Source organism: Pseudoalteromonas sp. 20-92, assembly GCF_030847595.1.
In the GTDB taxonomy this organism is placed as follows: Bacteria; Pseudomonadota; Gammaproteobacteria; order Enterobacterales; family Alteromonadaceae; genus Pseudoalteromonas; species Pseudoalteromonas fuliginea.
Genome location: NZ_JANJGQ010000011.1, coordinates 1 through 18,131, shown reverse-complemented (window position 1 = coordinate 18,131; position 18,131 = coordinate 1). Strand labels below are relative to the sequence as shown.

Genomic DNA, 18,131 nt, shown 5'->3' with positions numbered 1-18,131 from the left:
AAGCACGGCAATTGCCGTGCTTTTTAATACGTGGTTTTTAATACACACGGTTAAGAAATTACTGCCAAGGGCGCTCAGCTGCTAGTTGTTTTTCAAACGCATCTATTTGTGGGTTTAGTGTTTCGGTTACACCAATAAAATCTAAGCCACTTAATAAGCGCTCTTTTACGTCTTTACGAATATCAAAACTAATTGGCGCAAACTTACTGCTTGTTAGTGTTTGATTTTCAAGGTCGATTTCAATGTTTATATCGTCGTGCTGCTCGCTAAGTACAAACAATTGCTCAAGCGTATCGGCAGGTAATGCAATGGCTAACATTTGGTTGTTACCACAGTTATTAAAGAAAATATCTGCAAAGCTTTCAGCTAAAATAACTTCAAAGCCATATTGCTTAAGTGCCCATGGCGCGTGCTCGCGAGATGAGCCACAACCAAAGTTGTCGCGCGTTAATAATATTTGCGCGCCTTGGTAGCATGGGCGATTTAAAATAAAGTCAGGGTTTGGCTCACCGTTATCTAGGTAACGCCAATCATAAAACAATGCAGCATCAAAACCTTCACGGCTAGTTGATGTTAAAAACTGCTTAGGAATAATTTGGTCAGTATCAACATTGTTTTTATCAAGTGGGGCCATTAAGCCACTAAAAAACACGCTCATTAGGCTTCTCCTCTAATATCAACAAAGTGACCATGTATTGCAGCTGCTGCTGCCATTGCAGGGCTTACTAAATGCGTGCGCCCGCCACGACCTTGGCGGCCTTCAAAGTTACGATTAGAAGTAGATGCACAGCGCTTGCCCGCTTCTAAGCGGTCATCGTTCATCGCTAAACACATAGAACAACCTGGTTCGCGCCATTCAAAGCCTGCAGCTTTAAAAATATCGGCTAAGCCTTCGTCTTCGGCTTGTTTTTTAACTAAGCCAGAGCCTGGTACAATTAACGCTTCAATGCCGGCAACAACATGTTTGCCTTCAACAATTTTTGCCGCTGCACGTAAATCTTCAATGCGACTATTAGTACATGAACCAATAAATACCGTGTCTACTTTTGCGCTTGATAATTTATCGCCCGCTTTTAAGTCCATGTATTTAAGAGCACTGCGTATAGCGTCGGCTTTAATTAAATCTGGTTCTTGGTCAGGATCGGGTATGCATTCATCAACGCCAATGACTTGCTCTGGGCTTGTGCCCCAGGTAATTTGCGGCTGAATGTCGTTAGCTTCAAGCTCAACACTCAAGTCAAACTCAGCGCCTTCATCTGTTTTTAAGGTTTCCCAATATTCAACGGCTGCATCAAAATCTGCGCCTTTAGGTGCAAACGGACGACCTTTTAAATAATCATAAGTAATTTGGTCAGATGCAATTAAACCCGCTTTTGCACCCATTTCTATGCTCATATTACATAGCGTCATACGGGCTTCCATTGAAAGCGCTTCAATGCCTGCACCACAAAACTCTGCTACATAGCCTGTGCCACCAGCAGTACCTAACTTGCCAATTACCGCCATAATTAAATCTTTAGCCGTAACTGTTGGACGCAATACACCGTTAATTTGAATTTTTAACGATTTCGCCTTTTTTTGCTGTAGCGTTTGCGTTGCTAATACGTGCTCAACCTCAGACGTACCAATACCATGCGCTAATGCGCCAAACGCACCATGCGTAGAAGTATGGCTATCGCCACATACAATGGTTGTGCCTGGCAAAGTAATACCTTGCTCTGGGCCCATTACGTGCACAATGCCTTGGTTAATTGAGTTTAAATCGTAAAGTACAATACCAAACTCTTTACAGTTTTTATCAAGCGCCATTAATTGATTTTTAGATACTTCGCTTGCGGCATCAAGTGATCGGCTCTTAGTCGATACGTTATGATCCATCGTTGCAAAGGTTTTTTCTGGGCAACGTACAGTACGGTTTTTTTCACGTAGACCAGCAAAAGCCTGCGGAGAAGTAACTTCATGCACTAAATGGCGGTCAATATAAAGTAAGTCGGTTTGCTCGTTTATGCTGGCAACGGTATGTGCTTGCCAAATTTTGTCGTATAACGTTTGGGCCACTTGCTAATTCCCTAATCTGTTTGAGTTGCAGCATAACGGTGCTGCAACTTTACTATGTTATTAAATGCGTGAAACGATGGCTGCTGCCACATCGCTTGTGCTGTAACCGGCATTTGGATATATATCTGGTGTGCCTACACCTGCTTCTACAGCTTCTGCTACTGCTTTTTCAATGGTGCGCGCAGCTTCGTCTTGCCCTAGCGAGTAACGTAGCATTAATGCGGCACTTAATATTTGTGCTATTGGGTTTGCAACGCCTTTACCTGCAATATCTGGTGCTGAACCGCCTGCTGGCTCATACAACCCAAAACCCGATTGATTCAAGCTTGCCGAAGGTAATAAGCCCATTGAGCCTGTGATCATCGCGCACTCATCTGACAAAATATCGCCAAATAAGTTATCGCAAAGTAGTACGTCAAACTGGCTAGGCTGTTTAACTAACTGCATAGCAGCGTTATCTACGTAAATGTAATCTAGGCTTACTTCTGGGTAGTCTTTGCTTACTTCGGTGACTACTTCGCGCCATAATACGCTTGATGCAAGTACGTTGGCTTTATCAACAGAGGTAACGTGGTTACTACGTAATTTTGCAGCTTCAAAAGCAAAACGTGCAATACGTTCAATTTCTTTACGCGAGTATGTTTGCGTATCAAATGCAAACTCTTCTGCGCCTTCGCCGCTACGGCCTTTTTCGCCAAAATAAATGCCGCCGGTTAGCTCGCGCACACATAAAATATCAAACCCTTTTTCGCTAATATCAGCGCGAAGTGGTGACGCTGCACTTAATGCAGGTAATAACTGTGCGGGGCGCAAATTACAAAACAAACCAAAGTGCTTACGAAGCGGTAAAAGCGATGCACGCTCAGGCTGCTCGTTTGGTGGTAAGTTTTCCCATTTAGGACCGCCTACCGAACCAAATAAAATAGCGTCTGAGTTTTCGCACGCAGCAAGTGTACTCTCTGGTAATGCTTTACCAAATTCGTCAATGGCTGCGCCGCCAATTGCATAATGCTCGCGGTTCAGGGTAAAACCAAACTTATTGCTTACAGCATCAAGTACTTGCTCTGCTGCTGCCATTACTTCTGGGCCAATACCGTCGCCTGCTAATACTGCAACGCTGTAGTTTGTTTTACTCATCCTGCTTTCCTTTGTTGTTTTAAATCAGACACTTTTTGTGCACGATAAATTAAGTTATAAACACGGATCATGGCGCGCACCGACGCTTCAACCACATCCGCTGCAATGCCCGCACCGTGATAAGGTCGGCCATCGTATTTAGCTATAATATTTACTTGGCCTAATGAGCTTGCACCTTGGCCTGTCGCTTCTAAGTTATATTCAATCATTTCAACGCTCATACCGGTTAAGCGCTCAATAGCTGCAAACGAGGCTTCAACTGGGCCATTACCTGTCGCGGCTTCTTGTTTAGCTTCGCCATCAATGCGCATTCCAATCGTAGAACTTGCTACCGATTGTGAGTTAGAGGCTGAGTTAACAAATTCTAATTGGTATTTTTCGTCTTTGTCGTTAATTTGATTAAAGTAAATCATCGCCTCAAGGTCGTAATCGTATACGGTGCCTTTTTGGTCAGCCAATTCAATAAAGCTTTTGTATAAGCCATCCATATCGTAATCAGATTTTTGATAGCCTAACTCTTCTAGGCGATGCTCAATAACATGACGACCCGAACGCGAAGTCATATTTAATTGGTTACTTGGCACACCAACGCTTTCTGGCGACATAATCTCATAAGTATTTTGCGCTTTTAATACACCGTCTTGGTGAATGCCTGAACTATGTGCAAAGGCGTTTTCGCCAACAATCGCTTTATTTGGTTGTACTGGCATATTACAAATTTTAGCCACTTGACGAGATGCGCGGTAAATTTCTTCACTTTTAATATCTGTGTATACTTTTAAGTGGTCTTTGCGCATTTTCATAATCATCGCCACTTCTTCAAGCGAGCAGTTACCAGCACGCTCACCAATGCCATTAATAGTACACTCAATTTGACGTGCACCCGCTTGTACAGCGGCTACAGAGTTTGCTACAGCTAAACCTAAATCGTTGTGGCAATGCACACTTAAGCGCGCTTTATCAATATTTGGCACGTTATTCATTAAATGGCGGATCATCGCGGCGTATTCGTCTGGCGTTACAAAACCAACGGTATCTGGCAAGTTAATCGTTGAAGCTCCGGCGTTAATTGCCTGCTCAACAATTTTACATAAATCCCAATGCGGCGTACGACCGGCATCTTCACACGAAAACTCAACATCATCAGTATAGTTACGTGCTAATTTAATTGATTTAACAGCCATTGCCGTTGCATCGTCTAGGCTCATACGTAATTTATGTTCAAGGTGCAAAGGGCTTGTAGCAATAAAAGTATGAATACGGCTTTGTTGTGCTGTGCGAAGTGCTTCGCCACAGGCTTCAATGTCTTTGGCAACAGAGCGTGCTAAACCACAAATAATCGGGCCTTTTACCTCGGTTGCAATACGTTGCACCGAGCGAAAATCAGCAGGGCTCGAAACCGGAAAACCCACTTCCATCACATCCACATTCAAGCGGCTAATTGTATGCGCTAATTGAATTTTATCATCTTCAGTAAGGCTTGCTTTAAGTGCCTGCTCACCATCACGTAAGGTGGTATCAAAAATCCATACTTTATCTTGCTCTTGCATAACTGCCCCTCATTCCTATGTTACCCAAATTTCAATTAATCCCAGCCGCGAGATAAAAAAAACCCCGCAATTGCGGGGTTTTTAGTGTTCAACTCGATGCAAACACACTAATCCCCGCTCACTTGCCATAGCAGTAAGAGGTTCAGTTTTAGTGTAATTAAACGAATAATATGCATCTTGTTTTCTTGTGTGTGTGTTCAGTGAAGCCTATTTTTAACATTACAAAGCGATGGAAGCAAGCATAAAAATTCCACAAAACAGATTTAAAAATGATTCAATTGGGTTTTTTAATTCAAACCAGATGCTTATTGAGAATTAAAATAACGAATACGCGACTAGTGACGCTTAAATTAATAAGCACTACAATATACCGTGCTTATATTAACTTTTTGCAATTTTTTTAAGCTATGCTTCTTTACTCGTTTCTCTTACGTAATGCCCGGCTCCACGAGTAATATAACGCAGCTGCCAAATAACGCGCTCAATTAATTCGTCGCGTTGCAATCCTTCTATATCGAGCGCTTCTGCACCCGCATTAAATACGAGCGTTACCATAGATTCCGCCTGAATATAGGCATGCATAGCATTACATTTAGTTTCGCTTTCTAAATAATGAGCCAGCTCTAAAATAAAATGTTTTACCTCGCGCGCTACTGCGGCTCTAAATGCTTTAGAAGTCCCGGAGCGCTCTCGTAGTAATAATCTAAATTGGTTACTTGAGTTATCAATAAACTCCATAAAAGTAACCACTGAGGTATTTATAACACTGCCGCCATCGTTCGCTATTCGTCTGCGAGCTTGACGCATTAGTTGGCGAAGAGTTAAACCGGCCTCGTCTACCATGGTTAAACCTAACTCATCCATGTCTTTAAAATGACGATAAAAAGACGTTGGGGCAATACCGGCTTCTCGTGCTACTTCGCGTAAACTTAAATTCGAAAAACTATGATCAGCACTCAGCTGATTAAATGCCGCTTGAATTAACGCCTGTCGTGTTTTTTGTTTCTGTTGCGCTCTAACACCCGACATCAACAGCTCCCTGAATTATTTTATATGAATATTTAGTGATATTAGCTCAATTGTACAGTCTAATACTTGACGACAAGAGTTTGAAATACTATTTTAGCTTACAGTTGTACGCTGAGATTGAGAATTATGAATAAACCACCGATTATTTGGACAAACGTCCTATTTTTTAGCCTAACCTTTTTGGCGGCTGCCACACTTGTACCTTGGTACGCCATTAGCTACGGATTTACCAGCGCGCATTGGATTGCTTTTGTAGGCTGCATGTTTTATGCAGGCTTATCAATTACTGCCGGCTACCATCGATTATGGGCACATAAAACCTATAACGCACACCCTGCAGTTGAATTTATTTTTGCGCTTGGCGGTGCTTTTGCGCTGCAAAACAGTGCATTGCATTGGAGTAGCGATCACCGTATACATCACGGTCAAGTTGACGACCCAATAAAAGACCCTTACGCGGCGACCAATGGTTTTTGGTATAGCCATATCGGGTGGATGTTACGTGACTACCAAGGCGATAGCTACGGTGATTATAGTAATTGTCGTGATTTACAGCGCAATAAAATAGTTATGTGGCAACACAAACATTACTTAAAGCTTGTGATTGCTATGAACGTAGGCTTGCCTGTTATACTTGGTTTATTGGTTGGTGATGTGTGGGGGATGTTAATTCTTGCAGGTTTACTACGCTTAGTACTGAGTCAACACTTTACCTTTTTTATAAACTCAGTTGCACATATTTGGGGCTCTCGCCCATACACCGAAAAAAATACGGCACGTGATAACGGCTTTTTAGCGTTATTTACATACGGTGAGGGGTATCACAACTTCCACCATATTTTTGCAAGCGACTACCGTAACGGTATTAAATGGTTTCATTACGATCCAACAAAATGGATGATTCGCTCTTTAGCAGCTGTTGGTTTAGCCAATAAGTTAAAGCGTACTCCTGTTGAACGTATAGAAAAAGCGAAGGCCGAAACGCTCATGAGCAAAACGCAAACGCGTCTTGCAAAATTGCCTTTAGCACAAGATAAGATTACATTATTACAACAAGAGTACGATTTACTGCTGAAAAAACTGCAAAATTATTGTTCACTACAAAAACAAGTGTTAGAAGTTAAAAAAAATAACATGGCAAAGCAGTGTGAACGCTCAGCATTAATGGCACAATACCATGAGTTGGAAGCCGCCTGGGAAAATCAAAAACAGGCATGGCTAGCACTTAATGCGAGGTTATTAAAAGCCTCTTTTAATTAATTTAGGAGTGGCTGTGGCCAAACAACCAGAACAAAAAAAAGTACCCGTGACATACCAATATGATGCAATAATTATTGGCACGGGTCCTGGCGGTGAAGGTACCGCCATGAACCTTTCAAAAAACGATAAAAAAGTAGCGGTTATTGAACGCCAAGAATCTGTTGGTGGCGGTTGTGTACATTGGGGCACAATTCCTTCAAAAGCGCTTCGCCACTCTGTTAGTCGTTATATTGAATATAAAGCAAACCCGTTATTTAATGTTGGCGAGCGCCCTAGCCGCTTAACATTTCCTGATATTTTACGTCACGCAAGTTCGGTTATTTCTAAGCAATCTAATTTACGTAGTAGCTTTTACGATCGCAACCGCATTCATATGTTTCAAGGTGATGCGAGCTTTGTAGATAAGCACACAATTGAAGTAAAACGAAATGATGGTTCAACTGAGCGACTGACTGCTAAAACGATTGTTATAGCAACGGGTTCGCGCCCTTATCGCCCACCAGAGGTAGATTTTACGCATTCTCGTATTTACGAAAGTGACACAATACTTGGCCTTGAGCATGACCCTCATCGTGTACTGATTTACGGAGCTGGTGTAATTGGTTGTGAGTACGCGTCAATATTTAAAGGTTTAGGCGCTAAAGTTGATTTGGTTAATACACGCGACCGACTACTTGCCTTTATGGATGCAGAAATATCTGACGCGCTTAGCTATCACTTTTGGAATAGCGGTATTGTTATTCGCCATAACGAAGAGTTTGACCGAATTGAGACGCGTGACGACTGCGTTATAATGCATTTAAAATCAGGTAAACGCGTAAAAGCTGATTGTATTTTATTTGCTAATGGTCGTACTGGTAACACTGATACACTAAATCTTGAAGCCATTGGCTTAAAAGCCGATAGCCGTGGCCAATTAAAAGTTAACGAAACATACCAAACAGAAATTGATAACGTTTACGCTGTAGGTGATGTAATTGGCTATCCTAGCCTTGCAAGTGCTGCGTTTGACCAAGGTCGTATAGCTGCTGATGCAATTGCATGTGGTAACTGCGATGACAGACTGATTGTTGATATTCCGGCTGGTATTTATACCATTCCAGAAATGAGCTCAGTAGGTAAAACCGAGCAAGAGCTTACAGCCGCTAAAGTACCATATGAAGTTGGCCGTGCTCAGTTTAAGCATTTGGCTCGCGCGCAAATTGCTGGTACTGAAGTAGGTAGTTTAAAAATATTATTCCACACCGAAACCAAAGAAGTACTTGGCGTACATTGTTTTGGCGAACGTGCTTCTGAAATTGTTCACATTGGCCAAGCCATTATGGAACAAAAAAATGGTGGCAATAATATCGACTACTTTGTAAATACCACATTTAACTACCCAACCATGGCTGAAGCCTACCGTGTTGCGGCATTAAATGGTTTAAATCGCTTATTTAAATAAGTAGTTTTAAAAGCCTTTATAAATAGGTAACAAAAAACCCGCAACTTAGCGGGTTTTTACTTTTAAACAGTTTTAAAGCTTGTTTAAGTGACTATTACTTATGGTACTTAGCACTTAGCTCATGTACTGCATTAATGAATACGCCAGCATTTTCAGGGTCTACATCTGGTGTAATACCGTGGCCTAAGTTAAACACGTGGCCATTCCCTGTACCGAAGTCTTCTAAAATAGTGCCTACTTCTTGGCGAATACGCTCTGGTGTACCGTGTAACATAGATGGGTCCATATTACCTTGTAGAGCTACTTTATCACCCACACGGCGTTTAGCGTCGCTGATATTAATAGTCCAATCAAGACCGATTGCATCACAGCCTGTTGCTGCAATAGCTTCAATCCATTGACCACCATTTTTAGTGAACAAAGTAACCGGTACTTTACGACCGTCGTACTCACGAATTAAGCCATCTACAATTTTATGCATGTATTGTAGTGAAAATTCGTTGTAATCGCGCGGGCTTAATACACCGCCCCATGAGTCAAATACCATTAGCGATTGCGCGCCAGCTTTAATTTGAGCATTTAAGTAATCAATAACTGAATCAGCTAACTTATCGAGTAATAAATGAAGTGTTTGCGGTTCTGCAAACGCCATTTTTTTAATTTTACCAAATACTTTGCTGCTACCGCCTTCAACCATATAAGTTGCTAGCGTCCAAGGTGAACCAGAAAAACCGATAAGCGGTACTTCACCTTTAAGTTCACGACGAATAGTGCTTACCGCGTTCATTACGTAGCCAAGCTCGTCAGTTGGATCAAGTTTTGGAATTTTTTTAACATCAGCAAGAGATGAAATAGGGCGTTCGAACTTAGGACCTTCGCCAGTTTCAAAGTACAGACCTAAACCCATCGCATCTGGAATCGTTAAAATATCACTAAATAATATAGCGGCATCTAACGGGTAGCGACGTAGTGGCTGCAGTGTAACTTCACATGCAAGCTCAGCATTACGGCACAGGCTCATAAAATCGCCCGCTTGTGCACGTGTAGCGCGATACTCTGGTAAATAGCGTCCTGCTTGGCGCATCATCCATACCGGAGTTACATCAACAGGTTGTTTTGCAAGTGCACGTAAATAACGGTCGTTTTTTAATTCGCTCATGGCGTAAATGATCCTAAGACTTGTATAAATTGTGCAAGATTGTACCACCATATTCTCCGACCCTCTATTGCTTAGGGACGAAAACAGCCTTACCTAGAGGCAGATCAATATAATCTACGGTTTCAACCTATTTTGACTATAAAACAAGCAAACAAACCATAACATTTAAAACTTTTTATTAATATGTTTGCAACATCGAAAAAAGCTTGTTATTGTTTGTCCCGCGTTAACAAAAACAATAATAAAAATCTTAAAATAATAAAAATAAAAGTTTTAAAATAACAACAATAAAAATTATCTCATAAAAATAAGAAAGCTTGTTATAACAAGCCAATGAAAGAAATTAGACCACCTTAACCGGTGGTTTTTTCTTGCCTGCAATAAATCTCACCATTTACCATTCAATAAATTACATCGCTTTTAGAACATCTATTTTACTTGTTGATATACACGCAAATTAAATATATCTTGATGTATATAAACTTATTATACTTAATTTAAAGACCAACCCAGCTAGGAGAACAGTTATGCTGACGCGTGTAGAAAAAGCTCAACAGAAATGGGGTGGTAGCCACACAGTAATCGATAAATGGTTAAATGAACGCCAAGAGCTTATTGTGCTCTTTTGTAAAATGGCTGGTTTTTCTCCATATGATAAAAAAGATCATGCTTTACCAGAGCCTGCTCAAATTGAATCTTTTTGCCAAATTCTGATGGATTACTTGTCTGCCGGTCATTTTGAAATTTATGATGACATTGCTAAAGCTTGTGAAAATAAAGGCCCAAAAAGCCAAGAACTTGCCAATGCAATTTACCCGCGTATTTCTAGTACAACTGATATTGCACTGGATTTTAACGATAAATACGCAGAAGTAGATAAAGAAGACTTATTAAAAGATTTTGATAACGATTTATCTGTTATCGGTGAAGCGCTAGAAGCACGATTTGCGTTAGAGGATGAGCTTATTGATAACTTGTTTTCTAATCACACGAATTAATACGTGTAAGTAACGTATTAAAAAAGGGACCTAAGGTCCCTTTTTACATTTATAAGCTAAATAACTTTTAGTTTATATGATGATTATTTTGCAGGAGCTGCGTCTTCATCGTTTTGAATTTCAAGTAATTCAACATCAAAAATAAGTGTTGAGTTAGCAGGAATTTTACCTAAATCGCGGTCGCCGTAAGCAAGTTCTGAAGGAATAGTAAACTTGTACTTAGAACCCACTGACATAAGCTGTAAACCTTCAGTCCAACCCGCAATTACGCGGTTAAGAGGGAAAGTTGTAGGTTCGTTGCGTGCATATGAGCTATCAAACTCAGTACCGTCTAATAAAGTCCCTTTGTAGTGTACTTTAACTACATCAGTTGCTACTGGCTTTTCGCCATCACCTTCACTAAGCACTTCGTACTGCAGGCCAGACTCCGTTACTGTAACACCTTCTTTTTTAGCGTTATCAGCTAAGTATTTAACACCCGCTTCTTTGCTTTTTTCAGACTCAACTTTTGCTGTTTCTTCTTGCTTAGTACGTACTGATGTATCTAATGCAGTTAACACTTCACGAATTTTTTCTTCGTCAATTTTTGCATTACCAGCAAGTGCATCTTCAAAACCACGAATTAAAAGTGCTTGGTCTAGTTCAATACCAATTTCAGTTTTGTCTGCTAGATCTTTATTTAAAAAGTTACCTACAGATGCACCAATACCGTATGCTTGTTGCTGTTCAACAGTGTCTAGCTTAACTTCTGCTTGCTCTTTTTTTGCTTCTTGATTACAAGCTGTAAGCGCTAAAACTGACGCTGCAATCAATGACAATTTAATCGTCTTTTTCATTTTAAATCTCCGACACACTTTGCAGTTGTCATTTATTGTATTATTACTAGTTAAAGATTAACGGCCTACATGATAGGCTGCTTGTTTAATGACTAAATTTCACATTGTTAGCTAAACTAAAAACATATCCAGTGATTAGACAAACAACCTAGGCATTCAACGCGTCCTAGTCTAACCTCTCAGTCACTAAGAGTTAAGAGGAAATACCTGTAACATGTCGATATTTCGTACTTTTTTAATCGTATTTAGCTGTTTTTTAGCCATCGCCTGTACCGATAAAAAACAACAGGCTGTAGCAAGCTACGAACATGCTGCGCAAGGTGCATTTTCATCAACGCTATCGAACGATGGTAAATACAGCTTGATCTCCTCCATTAACCATGGGGTCGCCCTGTGGGATAATCAACAGCAAGTGCTAAAATACCAGTGGTTTCAGCAACAATCACAAGATAGCCTAGTGTATGCAGTAGCCATTGCTTTTGATAACAGCGTGGCCGTTACCGCCGAAAAAACCACGTTTGCGGTGTGGGATATAACCACAGGCAAAAATAAAGGTTATTACAAAATACAAAAAGCCAGTATTCGCGATATTGCCATTAGCAATCAAGGCCGTAGTGTTTTATACGGCCGTAGCGACGGCGTAGTTGTATTCATAAACCTTGAAACCGGCAGACGTATCGAATTTTTAGGTCATCAAGATAAAGTTAACACCGTTGATTTATCGCCCAACGGACGCTTTGCTTTAAGTGGCTCTAACGATTATGTTGCTTACTTTTGGGATACACGTACAGGGCAAGTAATTCATCGCTTTAATCACCCAACGCGTGTTACCCACGTAACGCTCGATCCACAAGGTCGCTATGCGTTTACGGCCGATAGTATGGCACAAGCAAATGTATGGAAGCTGACTACAGGTGATCTTGTGAGTAAACTGAAGTATATTGCGCGTCAGAAAATTTTTACTGCTGTGCGTTTTAACGAACAAGGCACTTTGCTTGCAACCGGCTCGCCAAATAAGCGTGTAGATTTGTGGCAAATACCAAGCGGTGAAAAAATTCAAACTTGGCAGGTTGCCCCGCGCGAAGGCAGTAAGCCTAAATCTGCGGTGGTACTAGATGTGACATTTACAGATAACGGTAAGTCGTTGTTAACCGAAAGCTCCAGCGGTATCGCAGAGCGATTTATTATACGAGAGAATAATGAACACAATTGAACATCGCTTAATGGAACTTGAAGCCAAAGTGGCTTTTCAAGACGAAACAATTGAAGTCTTAAATGATGAAATAAAAGTGCACCAGCAACTGTTAGCAAAAATGAAACGCCAAACTGAGCTGCTAGCAGAAAAAATTAAAGAGTCGCAGTCATCATCGTCTATGATGTCTGAAGCACCTGAGCCGCCTCCACCGCATTACTAAAACCGGTAAAAATTAGGCAATAAAAAACCGGGTTAGTCGCCCGGTTTAAATACACCAATTACTTGTTCAAATTGACGAGTAGACGCCTGAACAGCGTTATCGGGTTGCGCCATTTTATGACCACACTCAACACACTCTACTTTTTCAACATCATGTTCTCTGTATAGCATCATAGTATCCATGGCTTTGCAGTCAGGGCACGATGCACCAGCAATAAATCGCTTCTTTTGTCTCACAACATTTTTCCTGTGGTTTGAACTGCCGCTATTTTATCGTATAACTTCACTTGTTGATACGCTTGATAAGAGCATTAAGTTCTATGTTATGATAGCGCCAACTTAACAAGGGCACAGCAAAGTAACGCATTCATGATCCAAATCTCAGAAATAGAACTACTTCGTGGCGGTAAAGCCTTATTAAAAAACGCATCAGCTACATTATTTCCAGAGCACAAAGTAGGCCTTGTTGGCGCTAATGGCTGCGGAAAATCAACGTTATTTGGTTTACTAAAATCAGAACTGCAACTAGATGCCGGTAACTGCAGCATTCCAAAAGATTGGTCTATTGCCTCTGTTAAGCAAGAGACACCTGCACTTGAAATAAGCGCGATTGATTATGTACTCCAAGGCCATCCAGAATACTATGCAATGCGTATAGCACTGCGTGAGGCCGAGCAAAACAACGATGGCGACACACAAGCCAAAGTACATATTCAGCTTGAAAACATTAAAGGCTACAGCATTGAATCAACCGCCGGTGAGCTATTACACGGCTTAGGCTTTGCCAATAACCTTATAGAAAACCCTGTCAGCTCGTTTTCGGGTGGTTGGCGTATGCGTTTAAACCTTGCCCAAGCATTAATACGCGACGCCGATTTACTATTACTCGATGAGCCAACAAACCACCTTGATTTAGATGCCGTTTATTGGCTTGAACGCTTTTTACGTGCTTATACCGGCACCCTTGTACTTATATCGCATGACCGTGAGTTTTTAGATGCGGTGGTTGACCAAATTTGGCATGTAGATAAGCAACTTATCAATGTGTACAAAGGTAACTACTCGCAGTTTGAGCGCCAAAAAGCAGAGCGCTTGCTACAACAACAAGCGATGTTTGATAAGCAGCAAGATCAAATTGCACACTTAGAGCAATTTATAACGCGCTTTAAAGCAAAAGCCAGTAAAGCTAAACAAGCACAAAGCCGTGTAAAAGCGCTTGAACGCATGGAAAAACTAGCGCCAGCACATGCCGACTCGCCATTTAACTTTGAGTTTGCAGAGCCAAAAGCATTACCAAACCCACTAATGACAATAGATAAAGCCAAAGCGGGTTATGGTGACGTCACTATTTTAAATAATATAGAGCTAAACCTTGTACCAGGCAGCCGAATTGCTTTACTTGGTCGAAATGGCGCGGGTAAATCAACGTTAATTAAACTGCTTTCTGGTGATTTAGAGCCGCAAGCTGGCGAAGTTATTCAGCATCACGGATTAAATATTGGTTACTTTGCGCAGCATCAGCTTGAATCTCTTGATTTAAAAGCCAGTGCAATAACGCACATACAACGACTAGACCCAAAAGCCACTGAGCAATCACTACGTGACTTTTTAGGCGGCTTTGCCTTCATTGGCGATAAGGCACTTGAGCCTGTAGCCCCATTTTCGGGCGGCGAAAAAGCACGTTTAGTGCTTGCCATGTTGGTATATCAAAAGCCAAACTTATTATTACTGGATGAGCCAACCAACCACCTTGATTTAGAGATGCGCCATGCACTTGTTATGGCACTACAAGGCTTTGAAGGCGCTATGGTTACCGTTTCGCATGATCGCCATATGCTTAAAAATACCGCCGATGAGTTTTACCTAGTCGATGATGGCAAAGTAACCCAGTTTGGTTACGACTTAGATGCGTATTATCAATGGTTACTTAACGCGAATAAAGAAGCGGTTAAAGCGCAGCAAACCGACGAGCCTAAAGCAAACCCAGGTGTTAACCGCAAAGAGCAAAAACGCTTAGAGGCTGAGTTTAGAAAGGCCACTCAGCCACTTAAAAAGCAAATTGAAAAGCTTGAAAAGCAACTCGATAAATTCACCGCTGAATTAAGTGAAGTTGAAGTGACCTTAGGTGATAACGAACTGTACAACGACGACAACAAAGCCAAGCTTAAAGAGTTATTAGCCAAGCAAGCAACCCTTACGCCTAAGCTTAACGACATTGAAGAAGAGCTACTTATGGCACTTGAAGAAATGGAAGAAAAAGAACAGGCATTCGCCGATGAACTTGCTCAATAGCGACCATTTTTGGCAGTTTGCGTGCACCTTGTACGCAAAGCCTGATCAACAAACAACCTTGCTGGCACTACAAAACCAGCAAGGAAAAAACGTTAATTTATGCTTATTACTACTTTATTTAGATTCATTAAATTTAAGTATTAACACCCAACAGCTAAACGAGTTAACACAAGTAGTGAGTGAGTTTGATACTCACGTATTACAACCTCTGCGCGCTGCACGTAGCTATTTAAAAATTAATCAGAATACGATAAATGACTACGCCATAATACGCGAAGAACTGCTTAATGCAGAACTCAAGCTTGAAAAACAACAGCAGCATATGTTGATTGAAGCGGTAAACAAACTTGAATTAACTGCATTCCCAACACCTGCTAATAAATAGTGCGCTATATTTATGAGTAGCTATAAGTCGCCAACAATCTATAACCGAGAGAGCTAAGTGGAAATCAAGTTAAAAAGAATTTTTTCGGTAGCCTGTGCTTGACATCGATTAGTCGTTATCGCCTATTTTATGATAAATAACAGCACTAGCATGCGCTGTTTTGTTTAAAACAATAAGCATGCCACTGTAAATTCAGTAATCAATATCTATTTTCCTTAGTCAAATAGATATTGATTATCCACCCCAATAAAGGTACAATAATATCTTCTATTTTCAGGAAAATTAAATATGAATAACTTTCTCATTGCTCCACTATTAGTTTTTTTTTCAGTATCCTCTACTGCAGCTATAGCAGAAACCGAAGAACCTATATTCAAAGAATGTAGTTATTGTCAATCTTTTGAACAATTTCAAATTGCAGCTAAATCAGAAGCAAAGCTTAACCAAACTCTTGACGTTCACGTTATGAATTTAGACAAAACTATTATTAACAGATTTAAAGTAACCAAAAAGCAGTCGGGATACCGTGTCATTTCATATGATAATGAACCAGATGGCCGTGGCGGAAGAATGCGTGATAGACGTGTTCCTTATTATAGTGTAACAGCAGATAGTTATGGCGTTGAACAAAAGACTCAAAATTCATTTTATGCATTCTCAAGTGCAAGCATTCAATTAAAAGAGAGCATTTCAACTCTAGAAGCTAATGTTGTTCCAGAAAAAATAGCTAAAAGTGCCTGGGATTTAGTAGGTTTTAGTGCTGTTCAGAATGATGTTGCTAATCATTATTCCGAAAATACATCCGCAACTGATGATTTTAACACCTACGTTTCAATGGCTGGAAAACTATCAAACAAACTAAACATAGACAAAATTTTGATGGAAGTAACTTTTTCTGATAATAGCATTGCCGTTTTTTCATTAGCATACGCTAATGATAAAAGAATACAGTGGGATTTTGAGCGCGGAGCCGATGCCGACGGTAATATTATTAAACCTAGCTTAGATATAAAAACCCCTCAAACCTATCGCTTTACTGAAGGCACAGAAACCAGCTTCAGAAGCTTTTTTAGGGCAGCAGGTCGTGCCGGAGTCATTTTTTCAAGCAGCACTACACCGTCAATAGGCGGTGGTCAAGTAACTTGTACTCCAACCAATGGAAGTAGATATACTTGTACATATAGGTTTTAATGATATTCATCTGTATTAAATAGAATATTGATGTTAGAAAGTAAGAGTTAATATCCTTTAACTCTTACTTTAATATAGATAATAAACGTCATTATCAGATATAAATATCCCTTCAAGTTAATAATTTCTGCTACTAATAACAAGCAAATTGTATATATGCATACTATACAATGCATATAACACTGCGAGAAGTTGGGTAAAGTAACAATGGCGACACATAAGCTAAAGTAAATATCCAGTTTGAAAATTAAATTTTCATACCAGTTCTCACTCCGTGAAACGCACAGCACTTAATCCAAAATAGACTAGGCTTTGACGTGGTTTAATGGATTCGACTACCCCAGTTAAGAGATAATCAACTTAACTGGAGATCGATAATGACAAAACATAAAAAGTATTCCAAAGAATTTAAACTTGATGCCATCGCATTAGTTGTTGAGCAAAACTACTCTCAAGCAGAAGCCTCTAGAAATTTAGGGGTAAATCCCAACATGCTTGGTCGGTGGATAAAAGAAGCTGAAAATGATGATGGGCAGGCTTTTAGAGGGAATGGTAATTTGACCCCTGAGCAAGAAGAGATCAGAGAGCTAAAAGCGCAAGTGAAACGCCTAGAAATGGAGCGTGAAATATTAAAAAAAGCGACGGTGATATCAAGTGGTCAGTGCAACATGGTTTTTAATCATATCATTAGGAGTTAAATAGTTTAATATTCTTCTTGGTCGATTATTTAGTTTATTAGCGATTTTATCTAAATAACGTTGGTCAAAGCCATGTAGGCTTGTCTTTTTGGGGAAGTACTGCCTTAATAGGCGATTTGTATTTTCATTTGTTCCCCTTTGCCACGGACTACTCGGGTCACAAAAGTAAACATCTGTATTCGTATTTTTAGTAAATCTTTTATGGTCTGCTGATTCCATTCCCCGATCCCACGTTAGTGTGTTTTTAAGTGCCTTTGGTAAACCATTAAATTTCAGAATAAGTGCATTTACTACATTTTTAGTATCCTTACCATTAACTTGTACCAAAGCTGTATACCGTGTTTTTCGATCAACCAATGTTGCTATATGTGAGTTGCTACTTCCTGATATTAAATCGCCCTCCCAGTGACCTAGAGTTTCTCGTGTTTCAATTTCATGAGGCCTTTCATGAATTGTTTTAGCATCAATAATACCTTTATAAATTCCCTTATTTGTTGAGCGTTTACCATGCCTCAACTTACGTTTTGAGCGAAGATGGCTAAGGACTGCTTTTTCGAAAATATAGCGTGATGGGATAAATAACGTTTTATAAATAGTCTCATGTGTAGTGGTACAGTGATTTTGGCCACCCATTAAGAAAGAAATGTTATGCTAATAAGCATACAAATTTGGGTGAAAAA

17 protein-coding genes and 1 pseudogene are annotated in these 18,131 nt (G+C 40.3%); 9 read left to right on the top strand and 9 right to left on the bottom strand.

What is annotated here, in order from left to right; all coding sequences use genetic code 11:
* Window positions 1–58: 58 nt before the first annotated feature.
* The 5 genes from leuD to fabR form a co-directional block, all read right to left on the bottom strand.
* Window positions 59–658: a 3-isopropylmalate dehydratase small subunit gene (gene leuD, locus NRL14_RS11230; protein ID WP_002961095.1), complete on the bottom strand. Its 600-nt coding sequence runs from the start codon at window positions 656–658 to the stop codon at window positions 59–61.
* Window positions 658–2,058: a 3-isopropylmalate dehydratase large subunit gene (leuC, locus tag NRL14_RS11225; RefSeq protein ID WP_306724687.1), complete on the bottom strand. Its 1,401-nt coding sequence runs from the start codon at window positions 2,056–2,058 to the stop codon at window positions 658–660. Before leuC ends, leuD begins: the two co-directional genes overlap by 1 nt.
* A gap of 60 nt (window positions 2,059–2,118) precedes the next feature.
* Window positions 2,119–3,195, bottom strand: a complete 1,077-nt coding sequence (leuB, locus tag NRL14_RS11220) for a 3-isopropylmalate dehydrogenase (RefSeq protein ID WP_169044565.1) — start codon at window positions 3,193–3,195, stop codon at window positions 2,119–2,121.
* A complete protein-coding gene (gene leuA, locus NRL14_RS11215; protein WP_002961090.1) occupies window positions 3,192–4,745 on the bottom strand; it encodes a 2-isopropylmalate synthase in 1,554 nt (517 codons plus the stop codon). Before leuA ends, leuB begins: the two co-directional genes overlap by 4 nt.
* A 405-nt stretch (window positions 4,746–5,150) precedes the next feature.
* Complete coding sequence (gene fabR / locus NRL14_RS11210) at window positions 5,151–5,774, bottom strand: HTH-type transcriptional repressor FabR (RefSeq protein ID WP_002961087.1); 624 nt, start codon at window positions 5,772–5,774, stop codon at window positions 5,151–5,153.
* A 126-nt stretch (window positions 5,775–5,900) separates the two neighbouring features.
* On the opposite strand from fabR, the gene NRL14_RS11205 reads away from it, so the two are divergent.
* Together NRL14_RS11205 and sthA are read left to right on the top strand one after the other, a co-directional pair.
* Window positions 5,901–7,034, top strand: coding sequence for a fatty acid desaturase (locus tag NRL14_RS11205; RefSeq protein ID WP_058230565.1), 1,134 nt, complete (start codon window positions 5,901–5,903; stop codon window positions 7,032–7,034).
* Between the two features lie 13 nt (window positions 7,035–7,047).
* Window positions 7,048–8,478, top strand: coding sequence for a Si-specific NAD(P)(+) transhydrogenase (sthA, locus tag NRL14_RS11200; RefSeq protein ID WP_007378904.1), 1,431 nt, complete (start codon window positions 7,048–7,050; stop codon window positions 8,476–8,478).
* A 94-nt stretch (window positions 8,479–8,572) separates the two neighbouring features.
* Here the strand turns inward: sthA and hemE are convergent, their stop codons facing one another.
* The gene (gene hemE / locus NRL14_RS11195; RefSeq protein WP_002961084.1) at window positions 8,573–9,637 is read right to left on the bottom strand and encodes a uroporphyrinogen decarboxylase; all 1,065 of its coding nucleotides are present in this window, start codon (window positions 9,635–9,637) and stop codon (window positions 8,573–8,575) included.
* Between the two features lie 527 nt (window positions 9,638–10,164).
* On the opposite strand from hemE, the gene NRL14_RS11190 reads away from it, so the two are divergent.
* Window positions 10,165–10,635 (top strand): Rsd/AlgQ family anti-sigma factor, encoded by a 471-nt coding sequence (locus tag NRL14_RS11190; protein ID WP_008138658.1) that lies wholly within the window; start codon window positions 10,165–10,167, stop codon window positions 10,633–10,635.
* An 83-nt stretch (window positions 10,636–10,718) separates the two neighbouring features.
* Here the strand turns inward: NRL14_RS11190 and fkpA are convergent, their stop codons facing one another.
* Complete coding sequence (fkpA, locus tag NRL14_RS11185) at window positions 10,719–11,471, bottom strand: FKBP-type peptidyl-prolyl cis-trans isomerase (protein ID WP_007378902.1); 753 nt, start codon at window positions 11,469–11,471, stop codon at window positions 10,719–10,721.
* 214 nt (window positions 11,472–11,685) lie between these two features.
* Here fkpA and NRL14_RS11180 point away from each other — a divergent pair, with 214 nt between their 5' ends.
* Both NRL14_RS11180 and NRL14_RS11175 read left to right on the top strand, forming a co-directional pair.
* Window positions 11,686–12,684 (top strand): WD40 repeat domain-containing protein, encoded by a 999-nt coding sequence (locus tag NRL14_RS11180; RefSeq protein WP_149605753.1) that lies wholly within the window; start codon window positions 11,686–11,688, stop codon window positions 12,682–12,684.
* The gene (locus NRL14_RS11175; RefSeq protein WP_007378900.1) at window positions 12,671–12,886 is read left to right on the top strand and encodes a SlyX family protein; all 216 of its coding nucleotides are present in this window, start codon (window positions 12,671–12,673) and stop codon (window positions 12,884–12,886) included. Before NRL14_RS11180 ends, NRL14_RS11175 begins: the two co-directional genes overlap by 14 nt.
* Before the next feature lie 32 nt (window positions 12,887–12,918).
* On the opposite strand, the gene NRL14_RS11170 is transcribed toward NRL14_RS11175, so the two are convergent.
* A complete protein-coding gene (locus tag NRL14_RS11170; RefSeq protein WP_007378899.1) occupies window positions 12,919–13,122 on the bottom strand; it encodes a YheV family putative zinc ribbon protein in 204 nt (67 codons plus the stop codon).
* 132 nt (window positions 13,123–13,254) lie between these two features.
* On the opposite strand from NRL14_RS11170, the gene NRL14_RS11165 reads away from it, so the two are divergent.
* The 4 genes and pseudogenes from NRL14_RS11165 to NRL14_RS11150 all read left to right on the top strand — a co-directional run.
* A complete protein-coding gene (locus NRL14_RS11165) occupies window positions 13,255–15,177 on the top strand; it encodes an ATP-binding cassette domain-containing protein (RefSeq protein WP_306724686.1) in 1,923 nt (640 codons plus the stop codon).
* Window positions 15,161–15,562 carry a TIGR02444 family protein gene (locus NRL14_RS11160; protein WP_306724685.1) on the top strand — a complete coding sequence of 134 codons (402 nt, stop codon included), beginning with the start codon at window positions 15,161–15,163 and terminating at the stop codon, window positions 15,560–15,562. Before NRL14_RS11165 ends, NRL14_RS11160 begins: the two co-directional genes overlap by 17 nt.
* A 288-nt stretch (window positions 15,563–15,850) precedes the next feature.
* The gene (locus tag NRL14_RS11155; RefSeq protein WP_306724684.1) at window positions 15,851–16,753 is read left to right on the top strand and encodes a hypothetical protein; all 903 of its coding nucleotides are present in this window, start codon (window positions 15,851–15,853) and stop codon (window positions 16,751–16,753) included.
* 377 nt (window positions 16,754–17,130) lie between these two features.
* A pseudogene (locus NRL14_RS11150) lies at window positions 17,131–17,394 on the top strand (transposase); the annotation flags it as partial.
* Between the two features lie 9 nt (window positions 17,395–17,403).
* On the opposite strand, the gene NRL14_RS11145 reads toward NRL14_RS11150, so the two are convergent.
* Window positions 17,404–18,084, bottom strand: coding sequence for an IS30 family transposase (locus NRL14_RS11145; RefSeq protein ID WP_306724683.1), 681 nt, complete (start codon window positions 18,082–18,084; stop codon window positions 17,404–17,406).
* Window positions 18,085–18,131: the final 47 nt, after the last annotated feature.

Bases quoted from the DNA above. Each gene is read 5' to 3' on its own strand.
- NRL14_RS11145 (WP_306724683.1), bottom strand. From the start codon at position 18,084: ATGGGTGGCCAAAATCACTGTACCACTACACATGAGACTATTTATAAA.
- NRL14_RS11165 (WP_306724686.1), top strand. From the start codon at position 13,255: ATGATCCAAATCTCAGAAATAGAACTACTTCGTGGCGGTAAAGCCTTA.
- leuA (WP_002961090.1), bottom strand. From the start codon at position 4,745: ATGCAAGAGCAAGATAAAGTATGGATTTTTGATACCACCTTACGTGAT.
- NRL14_RS11160 (WP_306724685.1), top strand. From the start codon at position 15,161: ATGAACTTGCTCAATAGCGACCATTTTTGGCAGTTTGCGTGCACCTTG.
- leuB (WP_169044565.1), bottom strand. From the start codon at position 3,195: ATGAGTAAAACAAACTACAGCGTTGCAGTATTAGCAGGCGACGGTATT.
- fkpA (WP_007378902.1), bottom strand. From the start codon at position 11,471: ATGAAAAAGACGATTAAATTGTCATTGATTGCAGCGTCAGTTTTAGCG.
- hemE (WP_002961084.1), bottom strand. From the start codon at position 9,637: ATGAGCGAATTAAAAAACGACCGTTATTTACGTGCACTTGCAAAACAA.
- NRL14_RS11175 (WP_007378900.1), top strand. From the start codon at position 12,671: ATGAACACAATTGAACATCGCTTAATGGAACTTGAAGCCAAAGTGGCT.
- leuD (WP_002961095.1), bottom strand. From the start codon at position 658: ATGAGCGTGTTTTTTAGTGGCTTAATGGCCCCACTTGATAAAAACAAT.
- NRL14_RS11180 (WP_149605753.1), top strand. From the start codon at position 11,686: ATGTCGATATTTCGTACTTTTTTAATCGTATTTAGCTGTTTTTTAGCC.
- fabR (WP_002961087.1), bottom strand. From the start codon at position 5,774: ATGTCGGGTGTTAGAGCGCAACAGAAACAAAAAACACGACAGGCGTTA.
- NRL14_RS11205 (WP_058230565.1), top strand. From the start codon at position 5,901: ATGAATAAACCACCGATTATTTGGACAAACGTCCTATTTTTTAGCCTA.
- NRL14_RS11190 (WP_008138658.1), top strand. From the start codon at position 10,165: ATGCTGACGCGTGTAGAAAAAGCTCAACAGAAATGGGGTGGTAGCCAC.
- NRL14_RS11155 (WP_306724684.1), top strand. From the start codon at position 15,851: ATGAATAACTTTCTCATTGCTCCACTATTAGTTTTTTTTTCAGTATCC.